Below are 21326 nucleotides of genomic sequence, written 5' to 3' on the forward strand. Positions count from 1 at the left end.
AGCAGCCAGCAATGCGCTACAGCCAATTTTCAATATGTACGTCTGCTCTTCCGTAAAACCCTTGGTGAGGCTTAATGTCTTAAGCAAATAATTCAAAAATTGTCAGGTGTGGCTCAAGTGACATGAGCCCCAATCGGATTAAACTTGAATCATTTCGCTGATAAGTTAACGATTTTAACGAGTACTTATTAGGTTCGATTCTCTTTGGAACTCACATTCAGACGATAAGCCTCAAGTCGGTAACTCCAGGCTTTTTAGTTAATGGACTTCGAACAACAGCAATCGCATAAGCCGCTGAATTATGCTTACCGTCACCAAGATAGATAGCATTGCCATTTTTTCAATATTTCGCTACATCGCAATGACCATTATTTTCTTCACCTGCAATATAAACGTTGCCACCTGAGACAGTGATCGCTTCGGCGTAACCATTTCGTTTACGCGTCTCCGAACTAAGTATTATCTCTTTTCCGTTTTTCCAATATGTAGGAACCAGGTTATAGTCACTTCCTTTTTTGGCTCCTGTTACATATACATCATTGCCCATTACAGCAATAGCACGTGAGCAGGCGCCTGTTCCCGCTATGTCACTAAGGTTGATCTCTTTCCCATTTTTCCAATATTTAACCATAAAACTGAATTTTCCAGTCTGCTGACCTGCCACATAAACATTATTATCTACTACAGCAATGCCACTTGCCGTTGCTTCTTTGTCGACTGGAGCAAGCAACACCGCTTTACCATTTCTCCAATATTTAGCTATATTGGAGCGTAAATTTTGCGTGTCTTGTTGAAAACCTGCTACATAGACATCGTTACCTGAAACAGCAATTGCTGTTGTTGGCTCATGGTGGCTTCCATCACTCAAACGAATTGGCACTCCATTTTTCCAGTACATTGCAACATATGATGCATTCTTGCCGGCCTCATAGCCTGACACATAAATATCTTTACCAAAAACAGCTATACCCGTAGCTGAAGCTGTATTATTTCCATCAGTTAGACTTACTGCTATTCCATTCTTCCAATAAGTGGCAATACTATGTCTTTCGTTATTCACTTCACCCGATACATATACGTCATTTCCGATAACAACTATGCCGGTCGCTTTTCCTTGATGCTTCCCGTTCGTAAGATATACTGGCTTTCCGTTTTTCCAATAGGTAGCGACATAATTGTATTTATCATTATTTGAGTAACCTGCAACGTAAACATCAGTTTTTTTAGAAATACCAACTGTTACAGGCAAGATAGTCGCATCTGCCGCTAATGAATTACCACCTGATTTTATCATTATGGCTAATAGAGTAAGCAAATAGAATTTGTTTTTTTTTAAGATCATTATTAAAGTGTTTTTACCAACGCTGTCCGATGTTTATAATGTCGGACGAACATCTCTGTAGTCTCCACCATCGAATATAAATAAAAAGCCTCAAATCTTTTAACCTGAGGCTTTTTTCCTTTGCATGATTCTGATAGGTATTGATCAAAATCCGGGTTATCGTAAGCGAGCATATATCATTTGTCTTATTCCTATGGGTAAATTCATATTACATTGCCATTATACGGATTGGTATCGATGGTTATCAAGAGCTGGAGAAAAGAATAAGTATATGAATAAGCGTTCGCATCATTTCATTCCTGCATAAGTTTGTTTTGGTACTTTCATCCACCAAACTTTCAAAAATTTCCTTTACACGCCATTCCTGATGCCGGCTAATAAGAAACATCACTGGAACTTCAGATTTGAACAACTCCAACTTCTCAGATAACCTGATGGCTTCTTTGTCAAGAAGTTCTTTTGCAACAGAGTTCATAACCCGCAGGATTTTTAGTGGTTGCGGACTTTTGAACGGTATTTGAAAAACTTAAGATAGCATTAGCTTTACCTTTGGTAAAACTAATGCTATAAAGGGTATTGGATTTTACACCGGGTGAAACCCTAATTTCTGATTTATGTCAGGACTGATACGAAACACATCAAGATCGAAATCGTCTTTTTTCGTCACGGAAATTTAGATTACACTGATAAATATAAATTGAGACCTGGTTTACGGGCGAACCCGGACAATCGTCTTACCCTTAGCCCGACCGGGCGAGTTATATGCGGCCACCGCCTCCTCAAGCGTAACAATGTTACCGGTATTCGTTTTTAAACGTCCATCCCGGAATCGTTTCACGATCTCATTTAATTGAGCGCGGTCTGCTTCCATGACGAAATCAATATTCAAGACTCCGTTGGCCTGTTCCTCATTCCAGCCGGTAATAGACACGAACTTTCCGCCGGGACGAATTACACCCAAAGAACGCTTCCCGATATTGCCGCCGAGGACATTAACGGAGAAATCTTAGATACTTATCAGTTAGAAATACATTCGACTGATCAGTATCCATCCGTGTTTCCCTGGGTTTTTGAAACAGGCGGCAAATTGCCCGTAAATATTGATTGGCATGTATACGATGATACCGGTAGATGTTGCATTAAAGTGCCTCCGGAAGAAGAGGTTATTTGCAAAAAAGGGATAACACTTCATGCTTTTATAAAAGATGAGCTTACCCCATACTTATTTAATCAAACTTTCAGGAGGGAAAATGGATATTATATTAACGAAAGATCACATGGTGTTAAAGGCTTGATTGAATATTACTGCGAAAAGCTTAAATGTAATGATTTACCAACCAGGTTAAAACTACTTCCTACATATACAAAAACCCTGAGCCAAATAGAGTTGCTATGTGTTTTTGTGGCAGTAAAGAGAAATATCGTCGCTGTCACCGGGATGCGCCGACGATAGGCTCGAACCTTATTTTTGCGATACACCCAGGTTAGGGAGAGGAGAGTCCAGAACCGTTATTATTGTGTATTGATTATACGTGATTATGTTTCCGGTTGACAAGCTCAAGTTTCACGCTTAACCTTTATGATCTTCCTTAAAGTCCGGTAGCGCCGAAAATAGCCAGCTGCTAATCGCCCGGCGAAGGGTCAGTATCATTTTCACGTACGCCCCCTGCTACTAAATGTTCGGCGTCGGATAAAATGACCTTCAGCTAATACACTCTCGATGCCGATCCGTTTTTATGAAGTTATTTGTTTTGTATCTGTAGCTGCTGCAATAATCAGCTGAGCTACTTCTTTAGCATGCGAGATGTAGATGGAATGGCTGGCTCCTTCTATTTCTACAACATGGCTTTTTGCACGTTTTGCATACATCCTTTCCAGTTCCGGATTGATGATCAGGTCTGACTTAGCTACCATATACCAGCTTGGCTTCGTTTTCCAGGCGGGATTGCTGATAATGGCATGAAATACGGAATCTGCTGTTGGCGGTTGCGAGTTAGCCATAAAATCAGCTTTTGAAGCTGGTAGATCCGCTGAAAAGTCAGCTGCGAAAAATTTCGGATCGATATAATCCCAGCCGTCTGAGCCCTTGATCAGCGACCTGTAAGCGGAAGGATGCATCTTACCGTTATTTGCCTCCGACTCCCCATCATCAGGGGCATGCGCAGCGATATATACTAAGCCGGCCACTTTGGGGTCATTGCCGGCTGCAGTGATAACGGCTCCTCCGTAGCTATGGCCAACCAGGATGCAAGGTCCATCCTGCTGATCAATTATCCGCTTTACAGCCGATACATCCCCGTCAAAAGAAGTAAGAGTATGTTGTGTCACGCTTACCTTATAACCTTTTTTAGTGAGCAACTCATAAACCGGCTGCCAGCCTGACCCGTCTGCAAAAGCACCGTGAACCAGTACCACATTGCGGACGTGCGCTGTATCCTGCGCTTTTACCGGAATGGAAAACAGGAACGACAGGAACAGCATCATCAGGCAAATTGCTTTTGTTGGATAAGAAATATTTAATTTTTTCATGGTTTTTGCTTTATGGCCGACGTTGCCGTCCTCAATTCAGGTTCCTGAATTCTTTCGGAGACTGTCCGACCTTGTTTTTAAAAATCTTGGTGAAATGCGAGGGGTGCTCAAAGCCGAGTTCATAAGCGATCTCGCTGATCGACCTTTCTGTACTCCATAACAAATGCTTTGCTTTATCAATTAATTTCAAATGGATATGCTCCTGGGTAGACTTGCCGGTGTATCTGCTTAACAGGTCGGAAAGGTAATTGGCTGATAAATTTAACTGCGAAGCGAAATACTTTACATCCGGAACACCCGTGTCAATCAGCGAGTTCTGGGCAAAATGATCATTCAAAAGTCTTTCAAATTTTTCAACAATATCATTTCCTGCTTTTACCCTTGTCAAAAACTGCCGGTCGTAAAACCGTGAACAGTAAGACAAAAGCAATTCAAGGTTTGTCAGGATCAGATTATGCGAATGTTTGTCGAGGTTATTTCCGATCTCTTTACCGACGTTACGCAAACAATCTTCCAGGACGTTCTTTTCAGCGTCTGAAATATGCAGGCACTCATTAGCGTCATAACCGAAGAATGAGTACTCGGATAGCTTGCGACCTCTGCTGGTCGCATTTAAAAAATCAGGATGTACATAAATGGCCCAGCCCTCTACCTTGTTTTCGATTCCCGGGGTGAGCACCTGGTTAGGGGCTGTAAACATTAATGAACCCTCTGCAAAATCGTAACTGGTCCGGCCGTATTTGAAGATACCTTCGATCTTTTTACAGGCAATGGAGTACAGGTCAAGCCGGTAGGACGCTCCCGGTTTTCTCTGTGAGCGGTCAACCCTGGCCAGGTCTATGATGGAGATAAGCGGGTGCAACGGTTTATCGTAATGAAAAAAACCGTGCAGTTCAGCAATTGATTTGATATCTATATACTCCATGCGACCGGTGTCTAACCCTGATTCAAATTTAGTAAACATAGCTGGTACTTATTCTGTTAAATATGAAATTATGATCATGCCGATGCGCCGCCACTAACCAGCAGTTGCTGGCCGCTAACGAAAGATGCCAGTTCTCCGGCAAAGAATTCAGCCACATTCGCAACATCTTCAGGCGTGCCCATACGCCCCATCGGGTAAAAGTTTGGTATCATCTGCCGGATCGGCGCATCTACTTTCACACGGGTATGAATTCCGGCTCCTTCCGTCGCTGTCGGAAGTATGGCATTGACGGTGATGCCTTTTTTGCCGAGTTCCTTAGCCATTACCTGCACCAGGTATAAAGGGGCTATCTTGCTGCCGCCGTGAAGGGCATAACCGGGGTTTGGTAATCCCGTGGTGCTGAAACTGATATAGATGATCCTGCCGTTGTCTGCGATCTGCCTTGCAGCTGCCTGCATGGTAAAAAATGCGCCTTTGGTATTCGTGTTGAATAAACGGTCGAATTGATCCTCGCTATAATCGGTAACCGGTACACCAGTGAGTTCCAAACCTGCGTTTACCACGACAATGTCGATCTTGCCGAACACACTCATGGCGGAAGCGAACATTTCATTGATCTCATTGGTTTTTGATATGTCTGCTTTTAGTGCAACTGCTTTAACACCGTAATTTTCTATCTGGCTAACTACATCTTCAGCTGCTGCTTTGTCGCTATGGTAATTGACCAAAATATCTGCGCCGAGCTTGGCGAATCTCAGCGCTATGGCTTTTCCTATGCCTCTTGAAGCGTCCGTGATCAAGGCTACTTTGTTTTTTAACTGTTTCATGTTTCATTGCTTGTTTTAATAAGGACAGGTTTAAAGCCTGTCCTTAACAGTTGATTATATCATTATTCCACCGGCTATCTCGATACCCAGGGCAATTGCTGATGCAAGCTGTTGTTTGTGGTCCTCATCACCCTTTCCGCCACCAAACTCGGTGTCAATCGCACCCGGCGCAACAGTGTTCACACGAATCTTCCGGTCAGCATATTCCTTTGCAAAGTATCTGGTTAGACCTTCGGTTGCAGCTTTTAGCGCACCATAAACGGCCACGCCGGGAAATGCAAATCGTGCGAGGCCAGAAGAGATATTGATGATCTGGCCGCCGTCGGCGATTAAAGGCAGCAGCTTTTGCGTCAGGAAGAATACGCCTTTGAAGTTAACGTTTACCAGTTGGTCGAAAAGCTCCTCGGTCGTATCTTTAATCAGGGTTCGCTGGGCTATCCCCGCATTGTTTACAAGATAGTCGAAGTTTTCCCGGCCCCATTCTGTTCCAAGCACTTGCAAGATCTGCTTGCCGAAATTGCTGAATGATTGCGTATCCGCCGAGTCGAGTTGCAACGCGACCGCCTTACCACCGTTACCCTTGATCTCATCAGCCACCGCTTGTCCCTGTTCGGGCTGACTGTTATAAGTGAGGATTACGCCAAGTCCGCGTTTTGCGGCATTCAGGGCAATGCTTTTTCCTATTCCCCGGCTACCGCCGGTTACCAGGACGATTTTCGATTGTTGATCTGTTGTGTTCATCATTTTTATTTTTTTGTTACCACAAAGTTCCATCATCCCATCGCCGCCCACTTATACATTTAAGGGTAATAATTATACATTTAATAATAGATAGCTATACTAAGGTAAATACCATTTCCCGTACGGCGGGATTAAAGAGCTTGGAGGCATTAAAGCGCAGTCTTATACTGCGGTCATTAAGCGGTTCTACCCCTCTAATGCCCGGTACTATCTTTATCCATATGGCATTTGTTTCTTGCAAGATTCGCAAAGGTATGACTTGCCCAATAAAATGTAATTTCCGAGGTGCCGGTTAACGTACGGGCGGTTGTAATGAAGTTTTTTAGAGGATTGAATAAACCGAAACCAGCCAAGCCACAGAAATCTAAAATAAAGGAAAAAAGTGACCCGATAGAACACCGTAAAACCATAAGTCTTGTAAGCGCATAATATGATCGATTATGAGAAACATTCATTTTATTATGAATTACCTATATTATTGGTACGGGGGCTTTTTTACCAGCGCTTTCAGCACAAAATAAATTGCCGTCGTTTATAGCCGGCTTTGGGGTTTGGATATTGTTCATTTGGCATTTCGTACGGAAAATAAGCAAATGATAACAGAACCTACCACTAGGAAGCACGGTGCATTTAGGTAGTTTACCGTCCCGTAACGTAAACAGGCGGCAAACTTAGCAGGCGTACCAGGTAATTGCGGAGCGAACTGGTGAAGGATCCCTTTTACCAGCTAAATGATAGTTCAACCATTTATTAAAGCAATTTATATGGCAAGGACCGGGCTGACAAAGTGCAGAAATAGCAACGAGATATTAAATATCAAAGGAACTGGTTTAAGCCAATTCCTTTAATACACCTGACGAACGATCAGTCATCGTTAAGATCACCGGGAGGCTGGTTACTGGATTTTCGGCTTCCGATACATCGGTGCTGTCAGCGTCAGCAAGGTCGATTAAATCTGCTCCAGATATGCCTGCGGACGCAAAACTTGTGCTTCCTCAGCTATCTTAAAGTCAAGGGTTTTCAACCTATTTTCTCTTTGTATATTCGTATCTATGAGCAAGCCAGCTTTTGCCGCTGCCGTCGGCCAAAATAAAATGTTGCTCTTTGACAACGTGGTCAGGGTCTTCAAAGTTGATGGTTTCGTCCATTCGTAACATTTGACCAGTAACTGACGATCCCTTACCTGCGATTGGGAACGGGTCAAATATTAACCTGATTTTACTTTCTTGCCCCCGGTCGAAACTTGCGGCAGGCATTAGCCCAACCGGAACCCTGATATCCATAGAAACTGATCTCCAGCGACCCTCGATCCTATTAAAACTAATGTATTCTATTCTTTCTACGGGTGAGTTGGCCGTTCCTGGCGCTGCATACATAAACTCCTGTAAAACAGAACCTATCATTTGTCTCCGGGCAATTAACTTAGTATTGTAAACAGGTTTTGATGTGGGTGAACTCCATATGGTTTCCTTTACATCGAAATTTCCCTCTTGCCGTATACGTTCCAGCAAAGCATCGGCTTCCTTGCGTTTTTCACCCGCATAAATTTCCAGCTGTCGCCAAATACCCTTGCCCTGGGAAGCGTCTGCCATCCGCCAGCGCAGCAGCGGATGGCAGTCAACCGGTAGAATTGATGCTTCATGACCCCAATACTCAAAATAGCGTCTTGGTCTTTCCGCTATAAGTGCATCCAGGGTAGCATGGTCGTAAATACCGAGGCGCGAAAAGACGAGAACGTACTGCGCACGGACCAGAACGTTCACGCTGTCGACCTGTAACAGCCCCAGCTTGTCTATCACTTTTCGGATCTGTAGTGGGCTTACCTGCTTATTCCGTGATAAGGCATTGAAGCCTTGGGCGGTTAGGGCGATGCGTCGCGCCTCGGAAGCGAGGATCTCTTCCTTCACGCCTTACTTCCTCCTGATACAGTTTCAACAAATTTCCGGAGATCTGCCAGCATAAGTTCTGGCTCTTCCAGCGCGGCGAAGTGCCCCCCCCGCATCCAAGTCTGTCCAGTGAACGACATTGTAGGTCTTTTTTACGAAGGAGCGTGGTTTGGGCAGGAAAACCGGATCTGGAAAAGCGGCGACACCTGTGGGTACGCTGATATATGTTCCTTGAGGGAAATGATCTGAACCTTCCAAGCGCTTGCCCCGATAAATCCATGTTGCAGTAACCACTGAGGCGTAGCGATATATAGCATAATATTGGTCAGCAATTGTTTCTCGGTGAATTTGCTCCATTAATCCGGGCATCCATCGGCCCGTTTAGGCAAGTCCGCCCAGTTCCCAAACTTTTCCAGGATCCATCCGGCGGCCCCGACCGGGGCTGCAATAAGTTTGAGATAGCCTGTCAGCTTAAGCAAAAAGCTAATAACTTTACACCGTCACCTTCAGGAGTATACAATATCCTGAAGCGGTATGCTAAGAACCGTTTAACCACTGCGGATAAAGAAATAAAGCGGAAGATCATAAAGGAACGTATGGGCCAATTAGGGCATATTGATTGTCATCACCTGAGTAAAAGTGTGATCCGGGGGCAAAACAGGAAGCTTTACCTGCTTTGTGTGCTGGACGATTATTCCCGCCTGGCCTGGGCACAGGTAATGGAAGATATCACCGCACTTACGACCATGTTCACTGCCTTGCATTGTATGCAGGCGTTTAAACGCGAGTTCGATATCCAGTTCGAGGAGGTCATCGCTGATAACGGACCGGAATTCGGCACCTCCACCAGCCTGCAGAAACGCAACCATCCTTTTGAAAGAATGTTGATAGAGACGGGCATTAAACGGCGTTATATGCAACCTTACCGCCCGCAGACCAACGGAAAGGTGGAACGCTTCTGGCGAACGTTAAAAGAAGACCTTATCGAAGATACTGACTTCGACAGCCTTCAGGAACTTGAGGATGAACTCTTAAAATACCTGGTTTACTATAACTGGGAGCGCCCGCATCAAGGCATTAATGGAAAAAAACCTATCGATATGGTCTCCCTAAACAACAAATAAAAAATACCTGATTCTGTTACCGATTTACTAAACCTTTACAATTGCGAGGAACGAAGCAATCTCTATGCTATACAGAGCGAATAAAAGAATTTCTCCTGCATCACCCGCCCATAGCTATCGCGTTTTCTGAATAAAATCATCCCCAACTTTATTTCTTATCCTACATCAAGTGTAAACCTTGTTTTGCGCGGTAAATTTGAATCATCAATTAAAACAATTATTAATTTTTGAATAGAAAAGGAAAACAATGGAAAACACAATAAACGGCATACACCACATTACTGCTATTGCAGGGGGCGCCAAAAAGAACTATGATTTTTATACCCGCGTATTAGGTTTAAGACTGGTGAAAAAAACGGTGAACTTTGATGATCCGCAAACTTACCATTTATATTACGGCGATAAAGTTGGGACACCAGGCACAATTCTTACATTTTTCCCATGGCAGGGCATTACTGCAGGCAGGAGAGGCGCACGTCAGGCTACAGAAATTGGTTACAGCGCACCCGAAGGCAGCCTGGACTTTTGGTTGAAAAGATTTGAGGATAATAATGTACTGTATAACAAACCTGCAGAAAAGTTTGGCGAACAATATCTTACATTTCTTGATCCTGATGGTTTAAAACTGGAACTGATCGTGCCAAAAACTGCCGATAACAGGTTGCCTTGGGAAACCACAGAAGTTAAGGCAGAAAACGCCACCCGTGGTTTTCATAACATAACCATTACCACCAATAAAATGGATGCAACCGCCAGGATACTGACCGATGTATTTGGTTACAAATTATTGGAACAGCATGTGAACCGTTTCCGTTTTGTAACCGATGCGGTAGAAAACGCAGCGATAGTTGACCTCGTTGAGGTTGCCGGGGAAGTTGCAGGTCATGTAGCAGGTGGATCTGTACATCACGTAGCATTTCGTGTTAAAAACGAAGAAATATTGATGAATTATCGTCAAAAAATAGCTGATTTAGGCCTGAATATTACCGGAAAAATAGATAGAAACTACTTTTATTCTTTGTACTTCCGCGAACCGGGTGGTGTACTGTTTGAACTGGCAACCGATAATCCCGGCTTCTCAGTTGACGAACCGGTAGAAGAATTGGGCAACAGCCTGAAACTGCCTGCACAATATGAAAATATACGCGAAGATCTTGAACGTTCACTGCCATCATTAATATAAAGCAATGTACACGCATCATAAACAGATAGTAACAGCGGGGAAACCCATTGAGCAAGCCACAAAGGCCATTATTATGCTGCATGGGCGGGGCGCCTCGGCATCAGGCATAATAGCACTGAAAGATCATTTAGAATTGAATGATTATGCCATTTTCGCCCCGCAGGCCACCGAGCACAGCTGGTATCCATATAGTTTTATGGCCCCGGTGAGTAATAACCAACCGGCGCTGGATTCGGCACTGGGCATAATTGGCGACCTGGTTGCCGATATAATGGGGAAAGGGATATCCCAGGAAAATATTTATTTCCTGGGCTTTTCACAAGGCGCATGTTTAACACTTGAATACATAACCCGCAATGCGGGCAGGTATGGTGGCGCAATAGCTTTTACGGGTGGCCTAATTGGCGAAAAACTAAATATGGCTAATTATACAGGTGATTTTAACCAAACTCCGGTGCTGATCACCACCGGCGACCCTGATCCGCACGTGCCGGTAAGCCGGGTGAACGAAAGTGTAGGTATTATAAAAGGGATGAATGCCAACGTTACCTTAGAAATTTATAATCTCCGGCCGCATACCATTACAGCCCCGGAATTAGCTATGGCTAACGAAATATTATCAAGATAATAGCTTATATTTAACAAAAAAGGCCGTTTTTAGCGGCCTTTTTTGTTAAATAATATAAATACCTATCATATTTTACGTCGATTTAGTAAAATTTACAACACAATTACTGCATAAATTGTTACAACCTATAACTGATTGTTATACAGGTTGATTTTCGGGCAAGGATTTACATAAATATTCAGTTAATAATTAATTGGCATCAGCTTATGGTTTGATAATTAGTCCCCCGTTGTAAATATGCCCGAAAGAGTAGCTTTAAGTGATATACAGCTAATTGACCGCTTGAAACTGGATGATGAAACTGCGCTTACGGCTGTTTATAAAAAATACTGGGCCCCGCTTTATATTGCTGCTTATCAGGTTTTAAAGAATAAAGAAGCCTGCGAAGATATAATTCAGGAATTATTTATAAAACTCTGGAACAACAGGCGCAGTATCATGATCATGGTATCGTTAAAAGCATATTTGTATGCTGCTATACGCTACGAGGTTTACCGGCAAATACGAACAGGCCCGGTGAGGGCTGATATTTTTGATGAGGTATCAGAGCGTATACATACTCCTTCTGTTTATAACAACATTGAATATAAAGAACTAACCGCCCGGGTAAGCTCTGTTGTGGATACATTGCCCGAAAAATGCAGGGAAGTGTACAAACTAAGCCGTGAGGAATGTTTAAGCCATAAAGAAATTGCTTCGCAATTGAACATATCCACTAAAACGGTCGAAAATCATTTAACCAGGGCTTTACGGCAGCTTCGCACTTTCATCGGCAGCAGCTTCCTGCTGTATATCATTTGTTTCTTTATTATAAATTAAACAACAACCCGGCAATTAATAAATTTTTTAATTATTAAGTAGGGGATAGGTGGCTTTTTATACTCTCACCTTATAAAACCCTCAGTTGTGCAAAAACAGGAATTTTTAAAGCTAGTAGATAAATACTTAAACGGATCGGCATCTGCTGATGATGAACAGCTGTTGCTTGACTTTTTTGAGAGTTTTCAATCAGATGCCGATTGGGACGAATCACTGCTTGGGGTAAAAGAGCAGCTGGAGCATAAAATGTTAAAGCGTCTGCAGCAGGCTGTTCAGGAGTCAAAAGAACCGAGAGAGCCACGGGTGATTGGCTTTTTTACATTAAGAAATGTTGCAGCCGCAATGGTATTGATCGTTATAAGCATAGGGGTTTATCAGTACTTGAAAAAAGCACCCCAATCATTTACAGCCAGCCATAAGCCGGTTAAGCATGACGTTGATCCGGGAAATAATAAAGCCATACTCACACTTGAAAACGGAACAAAACTGGTGCTTGATTCTGTTAAGGTAGGTAACCTTGCAAAAAAGGGAAAGGTCAACATCAAAAAATCAGCGAATGGGCAGCTTATTTATATTATAGATCAGGATAATACCGCAATAACTAATGATCCAATAGTATACAATACCATCAGTACACCAAGAGGGGGCCAGTACCAGGTAATACTGCCCGATGGTACTAAAGTTTGGCTGAATGCGGCATCGTCATTAAAATTTCCAACTGTTTTTGCCCGTAATCAACGCAATGTCGAACTAACTGGCGAGGCATACTTTGAGGTAAAAAAGAATACAGCAAGCCCTTTTGTGGTGAAAGTTAACAGCATGCAGGTAAGGGTTTTAGGTACCCATTTTAATATCATGGCCTATAATGATGAACCGGCTGTAAAAACCACCTTATTGCAGGGGGCTGTGAAGTTAAATGTTGACGGCCAAAGTAATTTGTTAAAGCCTGGCCAACAGGGTGTTGTTAAAAAAGGCGCCATACAGGTTATTGATGCCGACACCGATCAGGCTATTGCCTGGAAGAATGGGTTCTTTGAATTTAAGCGGGCCAGCATTCAGGATATCATGAAGCAGCTTAGCCGCTGGTATGATACTGAAGTTGTTTATGAAGGGAAAATACCTGATGATGAATTTGTAGGAAAAATTGAGCGCAATGTAAAGCTTTCGCAAGTGCTGCACATATTGGAGTTAAACAATGTCCACTTTAAAATTGAAAACAAAAAAATAACTGTTATTCCATAATTAACTGAATTTGAAACAAATAAAATACATGTTATGACTAAACGCCGACGAAGCCACTAACCACCATGCCCAAACTAATCCATAAAAAAGCCGGAAGTGCTGCAACACCTCCGGACTAAAGTACTTGGATCAAGTTTACTGAGTTTCCTTAACAGACACATTAACCCAAACATGACTAAGTTATGCAATTAAACTTTAGGGGTAAAGTATTTTACATTCCCCGTACATCAACCTCAAAACTGTTTTTGACCATGAAATTAACGGTCTTATTAGTTATCATCGGCTGTTTGCAGCTTAGTGCTAGAAGTTTTTCGCAAACGATCACGCTAAGTACTAAGGATGCTGCTATTGAAAAGGTATTCTCTGCTATTGAGAAACAGAGCGGATATTATTTTTTTTATAAGTATAATGACATTAAGCAGGCTAAGCCTATTACCCTGTCATTAAAAAACGCATCGCTTGATGAGGCGCTGAAACAGTGTTTTAAAAATGAACCTTTTACCTATACTATTGATAATAAAACTATCATAGTTAATAAAAAAGATGCTGTGGCAGCGGTTGGTGAGGCGCCGGCGCCTATAACTGTAGCCGGCCAGGTAAAGGATGCTCAAAATAACCCGCTGCCCGGTGTTAATGTAAAAATAAAAGGGACGAGCACAGGAGTAACAACCGATGTTGATGGCAAGTTTACGCTGCAGGCTGATGATAACGCGGTGCTTGTATTTACGTTTGTGGGTTTTAAAACTAAAGAAGAACCTGTAAACAAACGTACCACACTTACCATTGTGTTGGAAGAGAATAAGACGCAGCTTAATGAGGTGGTGGTGATAGGTTATGGTAACCAGGAAAGAAAAGATGTTACAGGCGCGGTAGGGACAGTGAAAATGAGTAACATTAAAGAGATCAAAGCAGCCAGCGCCGATCTGAAACTTGCGGGGCAGCTTGCCGGTGTTACTGTTAACCAGGTAACGGGCACACCTGGCGGCGGGGTTTCGGTTAACATCCGTGGAGCGGGCTCGGTAGGCGCGGGTGATGATCCGCTGTATGTTATTGATGGCTTTCCTATTTCGCCGGGATTTGATCAGTATTCCAACCCATTGAGCACCATCAACCCCGATGATATCGAAAATATAAGCGTGCTCAAAGATGCTGCTTCTACTGCCATTTATGGCTCAAGGGGATCCAACGGCGTTATTCTGATCACTACCAAGAGAGCGAAAAAAGGGGAGTCGACAGTTACGGTGAACACATCTACCGGCATACAAACCGTATTGCCAAAAACCAAACTTAAAATGATGACCGCCTCTGAATTTGCCCAGTGGCGCACCGAGGCCATACAGGATAAAAATAAGGCTAACGGAACAAATGAGCCGATACCTGACGAATACAAAAACCCACAGTCGCTTGGCAGGGGTACCGATTGGTTTGATGAGGTTACACGTGCTGCGCCTATGCAAAATTATGATGTTACCGTATCAAATGGTACAGAAAAAATACGCTCTTTATTTTCAATGGGTTATTTTAACCAGCAGGGTACTGTATTGAACACTGGCTTTCAGCGCTATTCCTTAAAAGCAAATATGGATGCCAATGTATTTAAAAATGTAAGTGTTGGCCTTAGCATAGCGCCTACCTACAGCTTGCGCAGGTTACAGGAAACAGATGGTCACTTTCAATCAGCGGTGTTGAGTCAGGCCTATCTGGAGAGCCCGCTGGTACCGGTAAAACAGCCCGATGGTTCGTTTACCAATGTGATTGGTTCGCCCGGGACATTTCAGAATGCCAACCCGGTAAGCGAGCTGGTGAATACCACCAATAAGCGTAATGAGTTTCGTACCCTTGCAAATTCCTATGCAGAATGGGTTATTATACCCGGCCTTACCCTGCGTTCAACCTTTGGGGTTGACTATCAAACCAAGTCGCAGGATTATTTCAGGCCCTCGTTCCTCGGCGGCTTCAATGTGCCCAACCGTGATGGCACACAGCAAAAAGCTATTGCCTCGGCCACATCTGCAAGCTCATTTAACTGGCTTAACGAAAATTCCATTAATTATAAGAAAACATGGGGAAACCATACTTTAGCGGTATTGGGCGACTATTCCATTCAACAGGAAACATCTCGTAACCGTTTTACCTTTGCAACAGGTTTTCCTGATGATGCCGTTCATTCGGTAGGGGCCGGTACTATTATAACGGCGCCAAAGGATAATAACCTTGACGAAGACTGGCGCCTGCTGTCGTTAATAGCCCGGGTAAACTATGCCTATAAAGATAAATATCTGTTAAGCGGCTCTATCCGCCGCGATGGTTCGTCAAGGTTTGCACCAGGTCACAGGTGGGGTACTTTCCCTTCGGTGTCAGGCGGCTGGCGTATTTCTGATGAATCTTTCTTCCCCAAAGTATCCGCTATTGACCAGTTGAAGTTTACAGCAAGTTATGGTCTGGCAGGTAACAACAATGTAGGCAACTATGATTACATACCAGGTGTTGACCAAACCAACTACACATTTGGCGGCAACCTGGTTCCGGGCGCTTCCATAACCACGCTGGGAAATAAAGAACTGGGCTGGGAAACAACCCGCCAGCTTGATATTGGCATGGACCTTTCCCTGTTCAAGGGCCGTATCTATTTAATTGCGGAGTATTATAATCGCTATACACGTGATATGTTGCAAATTATACCAGTACCCATTGTATCGGGCTATGGTTATGCCTCGTCAAATGTAGGCAATGTGCGTAACCGTGGCTGGGAGTTTACCCTTACTACCAAAAATATTGTTGGCAGCGGGTTTAACTGGTCAACAGATCTTAATATGTCCTTTAACCGCAATAAAGTGCTTGATCTGGGGCCAACACCACAAATATATGACGCCCCCGCCAATGATAACCCAACCAACATAACCAAGGTAGGTTTGCCAATGGGGCAGTTTTACGGATACGTATTTGAGGGTATATTCCAAAATCAGGCCGAACTGGATAAATACCCGCATTTTGATGGGCAGGGTATTGGTACCATCAGGTATAAGGATATCAATGGCGATGGTGTTATTAACGGCGACGACCAGGGACCTATAGGTAATCCCTTTCCTAAATTTACCTTTGGTTTTAATAACCACTTCTCGTACAGAAACTTTGATATGAATATCATTTCTGCCGGCTCGGTAGGCGGGCACGTGTTTGATATGTACAAGCAGTTCACCACCAATCTGGATGGGGTTTTCAATGTAGAAAAGTCGGTGGCGCAGCGCTGGCGGTCAGAGCAGCAGCCCGGCGCGGGCCTGTTGCCTACAACGGTGGTTAATACCGACCTGGCCCGTGACTACTATCCATCTTACTGGGTTAAGAGTAACTCCTACCTTATGGTTAAGAACATTGATCTGGGATATAACTTTAAAACCAAATTCAGTAAAAACCTCCGGGTTTATTTCAGCGCGCAAAACGCTATCCTCATCACCGGCTATAAGGGCGGCAACCCCGAGGTGGGTATAGAGGGGCAACAGGGTAACAGGTCGCTTTCGCCAAATGTGAACTTTACGGGCTATCCTGTTTCTGCTATTTACACAGTAGGTTGTAATGTAACATTTTAACGGAGGTGCCAAATGAAAACTCAAATCATAATAACAGAAGTCATGAAAAAATATATATACATGTTTTTGGTGCTTGCCGCTATAGGTATGGCCGGCTGCAAAAAGGATTACCTGGACCGCAAGCCTACATCCACACAAAACACAGGGAATTTTTATAAAACACCCGCACAGTTTACTCAAGCCGTTAATGGCGCCTACGCGCCGCTGCAGGGTTTATACAACGGCTCTTTTTGGGCTATGGGCGAAATGCGATCTGATAATACATCCTATGAATATAACCCTAATGACCGCTCAGGCATCAATAAAGAGCAGATAGATGAATTCAGGGAACTGAATAACAACGATATGGTTGGAGCATTTTTTGAGGCCAGTTATACAGGTATAGGTCGTTGTAATGTAATACTGGGCCGTTTACCCGCAGCCAAATTGGATACTGCAACCGCTAACGCTGTTTCGGGCCAAGCTAATTTTTTGCGGGCCTTTAATTATTTTAACCTGGTACGCATGTTTGGCCCCGTTCCGTTGGTGCTTACCGAAGTACAGTCAGTAGGTGATGCCTATAAGGTAGCTACAAAGGCTGATGTGAACGCGGTTTACAATTCCATTATAACGGATGCTAAGAATGCCATAGCCCAGTTGCCGCTGAAATATTCGGGCGGATCTGATTCTGGCAGGGTAACCAAAGGCACAGCAGAAACCCTGTTGGCCGAGGTATACATGACCCAGAAAAAATTTGATCTGGCTATACCATTGCTGCGCAGCGTAATAGCTTCAAATGTTTATATGCTGAATGCCAACTATGCCGATAACTTTGACATGACGAAGGAAAATGGTCACGAATCCATCTTTGAGATACAATATATTGAGGGGTCTAATGGCCTGGGCAGCGACTTTATTGACACCTTTGTACCCTGGGATGTGTATGATGATTCGGTAACAGGATGGGAAATAGCCAACGGCGCGCAAAACGGCTGGAATATACCCACCCAGGACCTGCTTAACGCTTTTGAGCCCGGCGATAAAAGACGGGCCGCTGCCATTGACGAAACCTTTACCTCCGATGAGTATGGCATCACGATGCCGTTTATAAAAAAATATCAGAGCAAAGCCGCGGTTCAGGGCATTACCGGCAATAATTTTCCGGTATACCGTTACGCCGACGTTTATTTAATGTTGGCCGAATGCCTCAACGAACAGGGCTTTTCTGGTGGCGGGGATGCATTCAGGTATTTGAATCTGGTGAGGAGACGTGCGGGGTTAAAGGATAAAACAGCCGGGAATGCAAACCCTGCGCTGAACGTGGCAAGCCAGGAAGATTTTAGGGCGGCCATCGCTCATGAACGGCAAATTGAACTATGCTTTGAAAACCATCGCTGGTTTGATCTGTTACGAACAGGAAAAGCGGCCGCGGTAATGGCGGCACATGGTGTGCGCGAAAAGGCATTAAAAAAACCATATTGGGAGGTTAATTCTGCTGCCTATACCAATATCAGGCTGCTTTTCCAATATCCGTTAAATGAAGGGAATCTGGAACATTAAGTACAGTATTTGCGGCCTCATAAAACTTTTATGGGGCCATTATACGTTTACATGTTATTATCATAACAAAGGCATCATAATTGAATTATCAAAACAAAAAATGTGCAGTATGTACAAACAAAATCGTTCTAAAGCTATATTTTAATAGCATGAATTATATCGCTAAAAAGGGTGTGCTCAAAAGGGTATGCTTAAGTATATTAATATTATTTTCTTTACACCATGCCGGCTTTTCTCAGGCTCAGAATATACCGGTTAATTTCAGGGTAGACAATCTGATATGCGAGTATAAAGTTAATCCTATCGCCGTAGATGTGGCCAACCCGCGCTTAAGCTGGAAACTGATAACTCCCGACAGGAACATTCAGCAAACCGCATATGAAATAAGGGTAGGCAGCAACGCGGTTTCATTAACAAAGGGAAAAGACATCTTATGGACATCAGGTAAAGTACTGTCAGATCAGTCGGTACTTGTATATTACGGCGGAACGATGCTGCAATCCCGTCAAAAGTGCTACTGGCAGGTTAGGGTTTGGAACAACAAGAACCAGGTAACCCCCTGGAGCATGGTAAATTTCTGGAAAATGGGTTTACTTAAGCCCGAAGACTGGACCGCCAAATGGATACAGAACAATTATCAGTCAGATACTACCGGCGGCCCAAGCCCCATGTTCCGTAAAACCTTTAAGCTCGATCATAAAATACGTGCCGCTCATTTATATATAACCGCCCACGGGGTGTTTGAAGCGCAGATCAATGGCAAAAGAGTTGGAAACGATTATTTTACACCCGGATGGACCAGTTATAATAAAAGGATACAATACCAGGTGTATGATGTTACCTCCATGCTACAAAAAGGCGATAACGCTACTGGGGTAACCATTGGCGATGGCTGGTACCGGGGGTATACTTATAATCGTAAAAAAAATGTTTACGGTAAAAAACTGGCGCTGCTTTACCAGCTTGAGGTGGTTTATACCAATGGCAAGCGGCAGCTTATTACATCTGATAAAAGCTGGAAAGTGGCTTATGGGCCCATCCGTTCCTCATCATTTTTTGACGGGGAAGTTTATGACTCACGGAAAGAAAAGCCCGGCTGGACAACCCCCGCTTTTCGCGACCTTACCTGGGACACTGTAAAAACAGATGAAACCATAAAGGATAACCTGATAGCCACAGCTGGCCCAACGGTAAAAAAACATGAGAAATTTTTACCGCTCAAAGTTTTTACCACGCCCGAAGGCGACAGGGTGGTTGATTTTGGACAAAACCTGGTAGGCTGGGTGCAGTTTAAACTGAAGGCAAATGCGGGTGATACCATGAAACTTTTCCATGCCGAGGTGCTTGACCAGAAGGGTAATTTTTATACCAAGAACCTGCGCACCGCCAAGCAGGAGATCACTTATGTTTTTAAGGATGACAGTGTGGAAACCTTTGAGCCTCATTTTACCTTTCAGGGATTTCGTTTCCTTAAGGTTGTTGGTTATAAAGGGCCGCTTGATTCAACAAACCTGGCGGCATACGCGGTATATTCTGACATGGCCCAAACGGGGCATTTCTCTACCTCAAATCCGCTTATAAACCAGCTGCAGCATAACATACAATGGGGGCAAAAAGGTAACTTTATTGATATCCCTACTGATTGCCCGCAGCGCGATGAACGCATGGGCTGGACCGGTGACGCGCAGGCTTTTTGCCGTACTGCCACTTTTAATATGGACGTTGCTGGTTTTTTCACCAAATGGTTAAAAGACCTCTCGGCCGATCAGCATAAAGATGGGGCCGTACCATATGTGGTACCTAACGTTTTGGATAGTGTTTCGGCGGCGGCATCGGGTTGGAGCGATGTGGCCACTATTGCCCCATGGAACATTTACCTGGCCTATGGCGACAGGCAGGTACTGCAACAGCAATATGAAAGCATGAAGGCCTGGGTAGGTTATATACAGCAGCACAGCCGTAATTATCTTTGGGATACCGGTAACCACTTTGGCGACTGGCTGTTTTACGCCGGTACCAATTATGAGGATGGCGCCGCCCTTACCGATAAAAACCTGATAGCACAGGCGTTTTATGCTCATTCAACACAATTGCTGATCAATGCGGCAAAAATTTTGGGTAAAAACGAGGATGTTCAAAAATACACACAATTGCTGGTGAATGTTAAACAGGCGTTCCAAAGCGAATATGTTACCCCTAACGGGCGCATGATATCGGGTACTCAAACCTCCTATGTGCTGGCGCTTAATTTTGACCTGCTCCCCGTAAATTTACGGCTGTCGGCGGCTAAGAGGCTGGTACATAATATTGAAGACTATGATGAGCATATCACCACCGGTTTTTTAGGTACACCTTACATCTGCCATGTATTAAGCCGTTTTGGATATACTGACATCGCTTATGATCTGCTGATGAAAGAATCATACCCCTCATGGTTGTATCCGGTAAAAAATGGCGCAACTACCATTTGGGAACGCTGGGACGGCATTAAACCCGACAAAAGCTTTGAAGACCCTGAAATGAACTCATTTAACCATTATGCCTATGGCGCCATTGGCGACTGGATGTATCGGGTAATTGCAGGTATCAATACTGACGAAAGCGGCCCCGGTTTTCATAAGATAATTATTGCCCCCCATCCGGGCGGAAAGCTTACCAGCGCACAGGCCGAGCTGGAAACCATGTACGGCAAGGTAAAATCTGCCTGGAGCATTGATAATGGCATATTTACGCTTGATGTTATTGTACCGCCCAATACCTCGGCCCAGATAGTGTTACCGGCGGTAACAGATCAGATCACAGAGAGTGGTTTGGATATCAATACCGAAAAAGAAATCACCGGAATTCAAAAAGTAGGCGACAATGAACAATTGTACGTTGGCTCAGGTACTTATCATTTTGTTTACACTTTAAAAACTTACGGGAAGGCGAATTAAGAAAGTTATCATTTGCAG

The 21326-nt window shown here is 43.8% G+C and carries 16 protein-coding genes; 9 read left to right on the forward strand and 7 right to left on the reverse strand.

Features of this window, described 5'->3' with window-relative positions; genetic code table 11:
- Nucleotides 1-340: 340 nt before the first annotated feature.
- Both J2W55_RS03355 and J2W55_RS25720 read right to left on the reverse strand, forming a co-directional pair.
- Nucleotides 341-1342, reverse strand: coding sequence for a hypothetical protein (locus tag J2W55_RS03355; RefSeq protein ID WP_310091971.1), 1002 nt, complete (start codon nt 1340-1342; stop codon nt 341-343).
- A gap of 709 nt (nt 1343-2051) precedes the next feature.
- A complete protein-coding gene (locus tag J2W55_RS25720; RefSeq protein WP_374726352.1) occupies nt 2052-2303 on the reverse strand; it encodes an MDR/zinc-dependent alcohol dehydrogenase-like family protein in 252 nt (83 codons plus the stop codon).
- A 431-nt stretch (nt 2304-2734) separates the two neighbouring features.
- Here J2W55_RS25720 and J2W55_RS25725 point away from each other — a divergent pair, with 431 nt between their 5' ends.
- Nucleotides 2735-2830, forward strand: a complete 96-nt coding sequence (locus J2W55_RS25725) for an SEC-C metal-binding domain-containing protein (protein WP_374726353.1) — start codon at nt 2735-2737, stop codon at nt 2828-2830.
- Nucleotides 2831-3076: 246 nt separating this feature from the next.
- On the opposite strand, the gene J2W55_RS03365 is transcribed toward J2W55_RS25725, so the two are convergent.
- The 5 genes from J2W55_RS03365 to J2W55_RS03385 all read right to left on the reverse strand — a co-directional run bounded on the left by J2W55_RS03365 (nt 3077) and on the right by J2W55_RS03385 (nt 8271).
- Complete coding sequence (locus tag J2W55_RS03365; RefSeq protein ID WP_310091974.1) at nt 3077-3871, reverse strand: alpha/beta hydrolase; 795 nt, start codon at nt 3869-3871, stop codon at nt 3077-3079.
- A 31-nt stretch (nt 3872-3902) separates the two neighbouring features.
- Nucleotides 3903-4835 carry a helix-turn-helix domain-containing protein gene (locus tag J2W55_RS03370; RefSeq protein ID WP_310091976.1) on the reverse strand — a complete coding sequence of 311 codons (933 nt, stop codon included), beginning with the start codon at nt 4833-4835 and terminating at the stop codon, nt 3903-3905.
- Between the two features lie 35 nt (nt 4836-4870).
- The gene (locus J2W55_RS03375) at nt 4871-5623 is read right to left on the reverse strand and encodes an SDR family NAD(P)-dependent oxidoreductase (RefSeq protein WP_310091979.1); all 753 of its coding nucleotides are present in this window, start codon (nt 5621-5623) and stop codon (nt 4871-4873) included.
- Nucleotides 5624-5677: 54 nt separating this feature from the next.
- Complete coding sequence (locus J2W55_RS03380) at nt 5678-6415, reverse strand: SDR family NAD(P)-dependent oxidoreductase (RefSeq protein ID WP_310091981.1); 738 nt, start codon at nt 6413-6415, stop codon at nt 5678-5680.
- Nucleotides 6416-7389: 974 nt separating this feature from the next.
- On the reverse strand, nt 7390-8271 hold the full coding sequence (locus J2W55_RS03385; protein WP_310091982.1) for a DNA glycosylase AlkZ-like family protein: 882 nt from the start codon (nt 8269-8271) through the stop codon (nt 7390-7392).
- A 311-nt stretch (nt 8272-8582) separates the two neighbouring features.
- Between J2W55_RS03385 and J2W55_RS03390 the strand changes: the two genes are divergently transcribed.
- From J2W55_RS03390 to J2W55_RS03425, 8 genes are all read left to right on the forward strand, one after another.
- Nucleotides 8583-9374, forward strand: coding sequence for an integrase core domain-containing protein (locus tag J2W55_RS03390; RefSeq protein WP_310091984.1), 792 nt, complete (start codon nt 8583-8585; stop codon nt 9372-9374).
- Between the two features lie 247 nt (nt 9375-9621).
- Nucleotides 9622-10557 (forward strand): ring-cleaving dioxygenase, encoded by a 936-nt coding sequence (locus tag J2W55_RS03395; RefSeq protein WP_310091987.1) that lies wholly within the window; start codon nt 9622-9624, stop codon nt 10555-10557.
- A 4-nt stretch (nt 10558-10561) separates the two neighbouring features.
- Nucleotides 10562-11185, forward strand: a complete 624-nt coding sequence (locus J2W55_RS03400; RefSeq protein ID WP_310091989.1) for an alpha/beta hydrolase — start codon at nt 10562-10564, stop codon at nt 11183-11185.
- A 237-nt stretch (nt 11186-11422) separates the two neighbouring features.
- The gene (locus tag J2W55_RS03405; protein WP_310091991.1) at nt 11423-12004 is read left to right on the forward strand and encodes an RNA polymerase sigma-70 factor; all 582 of its coding nucleotides are present in this window, start codon (nt 11423-11425) and stop codon (nt 12002-12004) included.
- 87 nt (nt 12005-12091) lie between these two features.
- A complete protein-coding gene (locus J2W55_RS03410) occupies nt 12092-13246 on the forward strand; it encodes a FecR family protein (protein WP_310091994.1) in 1155 nt (384 codons plus the stop codon).
- A 251-nt stretch (nt 13247-13497) separates the two neighbouring features.
- Entirely contained in the window at nt 13498-16833 is a 3336-nt protein-coding gene (locus J2W55_RS03415) for a TonB-dependent receptor (protein ID WP_310091996.1), read from the forward strand.
- A 42-nt stretch (nt 16834-16875) separates the two neighbouring features.
- Entirely contained in the window at nt 16876-18372 is a 1497-nt protein-coding gene (locus J2W55_RS03420; RefSeq protein ID WP_310091998.1) for a RagB/SusD family nutrient uptake outer membrane protein, read from the forward strand.
- A 149-nt stretch (nt 18373-18521) separates the two neighbouring features.
- On the forward strand, nt 18522-21308 hold the full coding sequence (locus J2W55_RS03425) for a family 78 glycoside hydrolase catalytic domain (protein ID WP_310092001.1): 2787 nt from the start codon (nt 18522-18524) through the stop codon (nt 21306-21308).
- Nucleotides 21309-21326: the final 18 nt, after the last annotated feature.

This window comes from Mucilaginibacter pocheonensis (assembly GCF_031456535.1).
In the GTDB taxonomy this organism is placed as follows: domain Bacteria; phylum Bacteroidota; class Bacteroidia; order Sphingobacteriales; family Sphingobacteriaceae; genus Mucilaginibacter; species Mucilaginibacter pocheonensis.

Excerpts from the sequence above, each read along its gene's own strand:
- J2W55_RS03355 (WP_310091971.1), bottom strand. The coding sequence starts at position 1,342 with ATGATCTTAAAAAAAAACAAATTCTATTTGCTTACTCTATTAGCCATA.
- J2W55_RS25725 (WP_374726353.1), top strand. The coding sequence starts at position 2,735 with ATGTGTTTTTGTGGCAGTAAAGAGAAATATCGTCGCTGTCACCGGGAT.
- J2W55_RS03365 (WP_310091974.1), bottom strand. The coding sequence starts at position 3,871 with ATGAAAAAATTAAATATTTCTTATCCAACAAAAGCAATTTGCCTGATG.
- J2W55_RS03370 (WP_310091976.1), bottom strand. The coding sequence starts at position 4,835 with ATGTTTACTAAATTTGAATCAGGGTTAGACACCGGTCGCATGGAGTAT.
- J2W55_RS03375 (WP_310091979.1), bottom strand. The coding sequence starts at position 5,623 with ATGAAACAGTTAAAAAACAAAGTAGCCTTGATCACGGACGCTTCAAGA.
- J2W55_RS03395 (WP_310091987.1), top strand. The coding sequence starts at position 9,622 with ATGGAAAACACAATAAACGGCATACACCACATTACTGCTATTGCAGGG.
- J2W55_RS03400 (WP_310091989.1), top strand. The coding sequence starts at position 10,562 with ATGTACACGCATCATAAACAGATAGTAACAGCGGGGAAACCCATTGAG.
- J2W55_RS03405 (WP_310091991.1), top strand. The coding sequence starts at position 11,423 with ATGCCCGAAAGAGTAGCTTTAAGTGATATACAGCTAATTGACCGCTTG.
- J2W55_RS03415 (WP_310091996.1), top strand. The coding sequence starts at position 13,498 with ATGAAATTAACGGTCTTATTAGTTATCATCGGCTGTTTGCAGCTTAGT.
- J2W55_RS03420 (WP_310091998.1), top strand. The coding sequence starts at position 16,876 with ATGAAAAAATATATATACATGTTTTTGGTGCTTGCCGCTATAGGTATG.
- J2W55_RS03425 (WP_310092001.1), top strand. The coding sequence starts at position 18,522 with ATGAATTATATCGCTAAAAAGGGTGTGCTCAAAAGGGTATGCTTAAGT.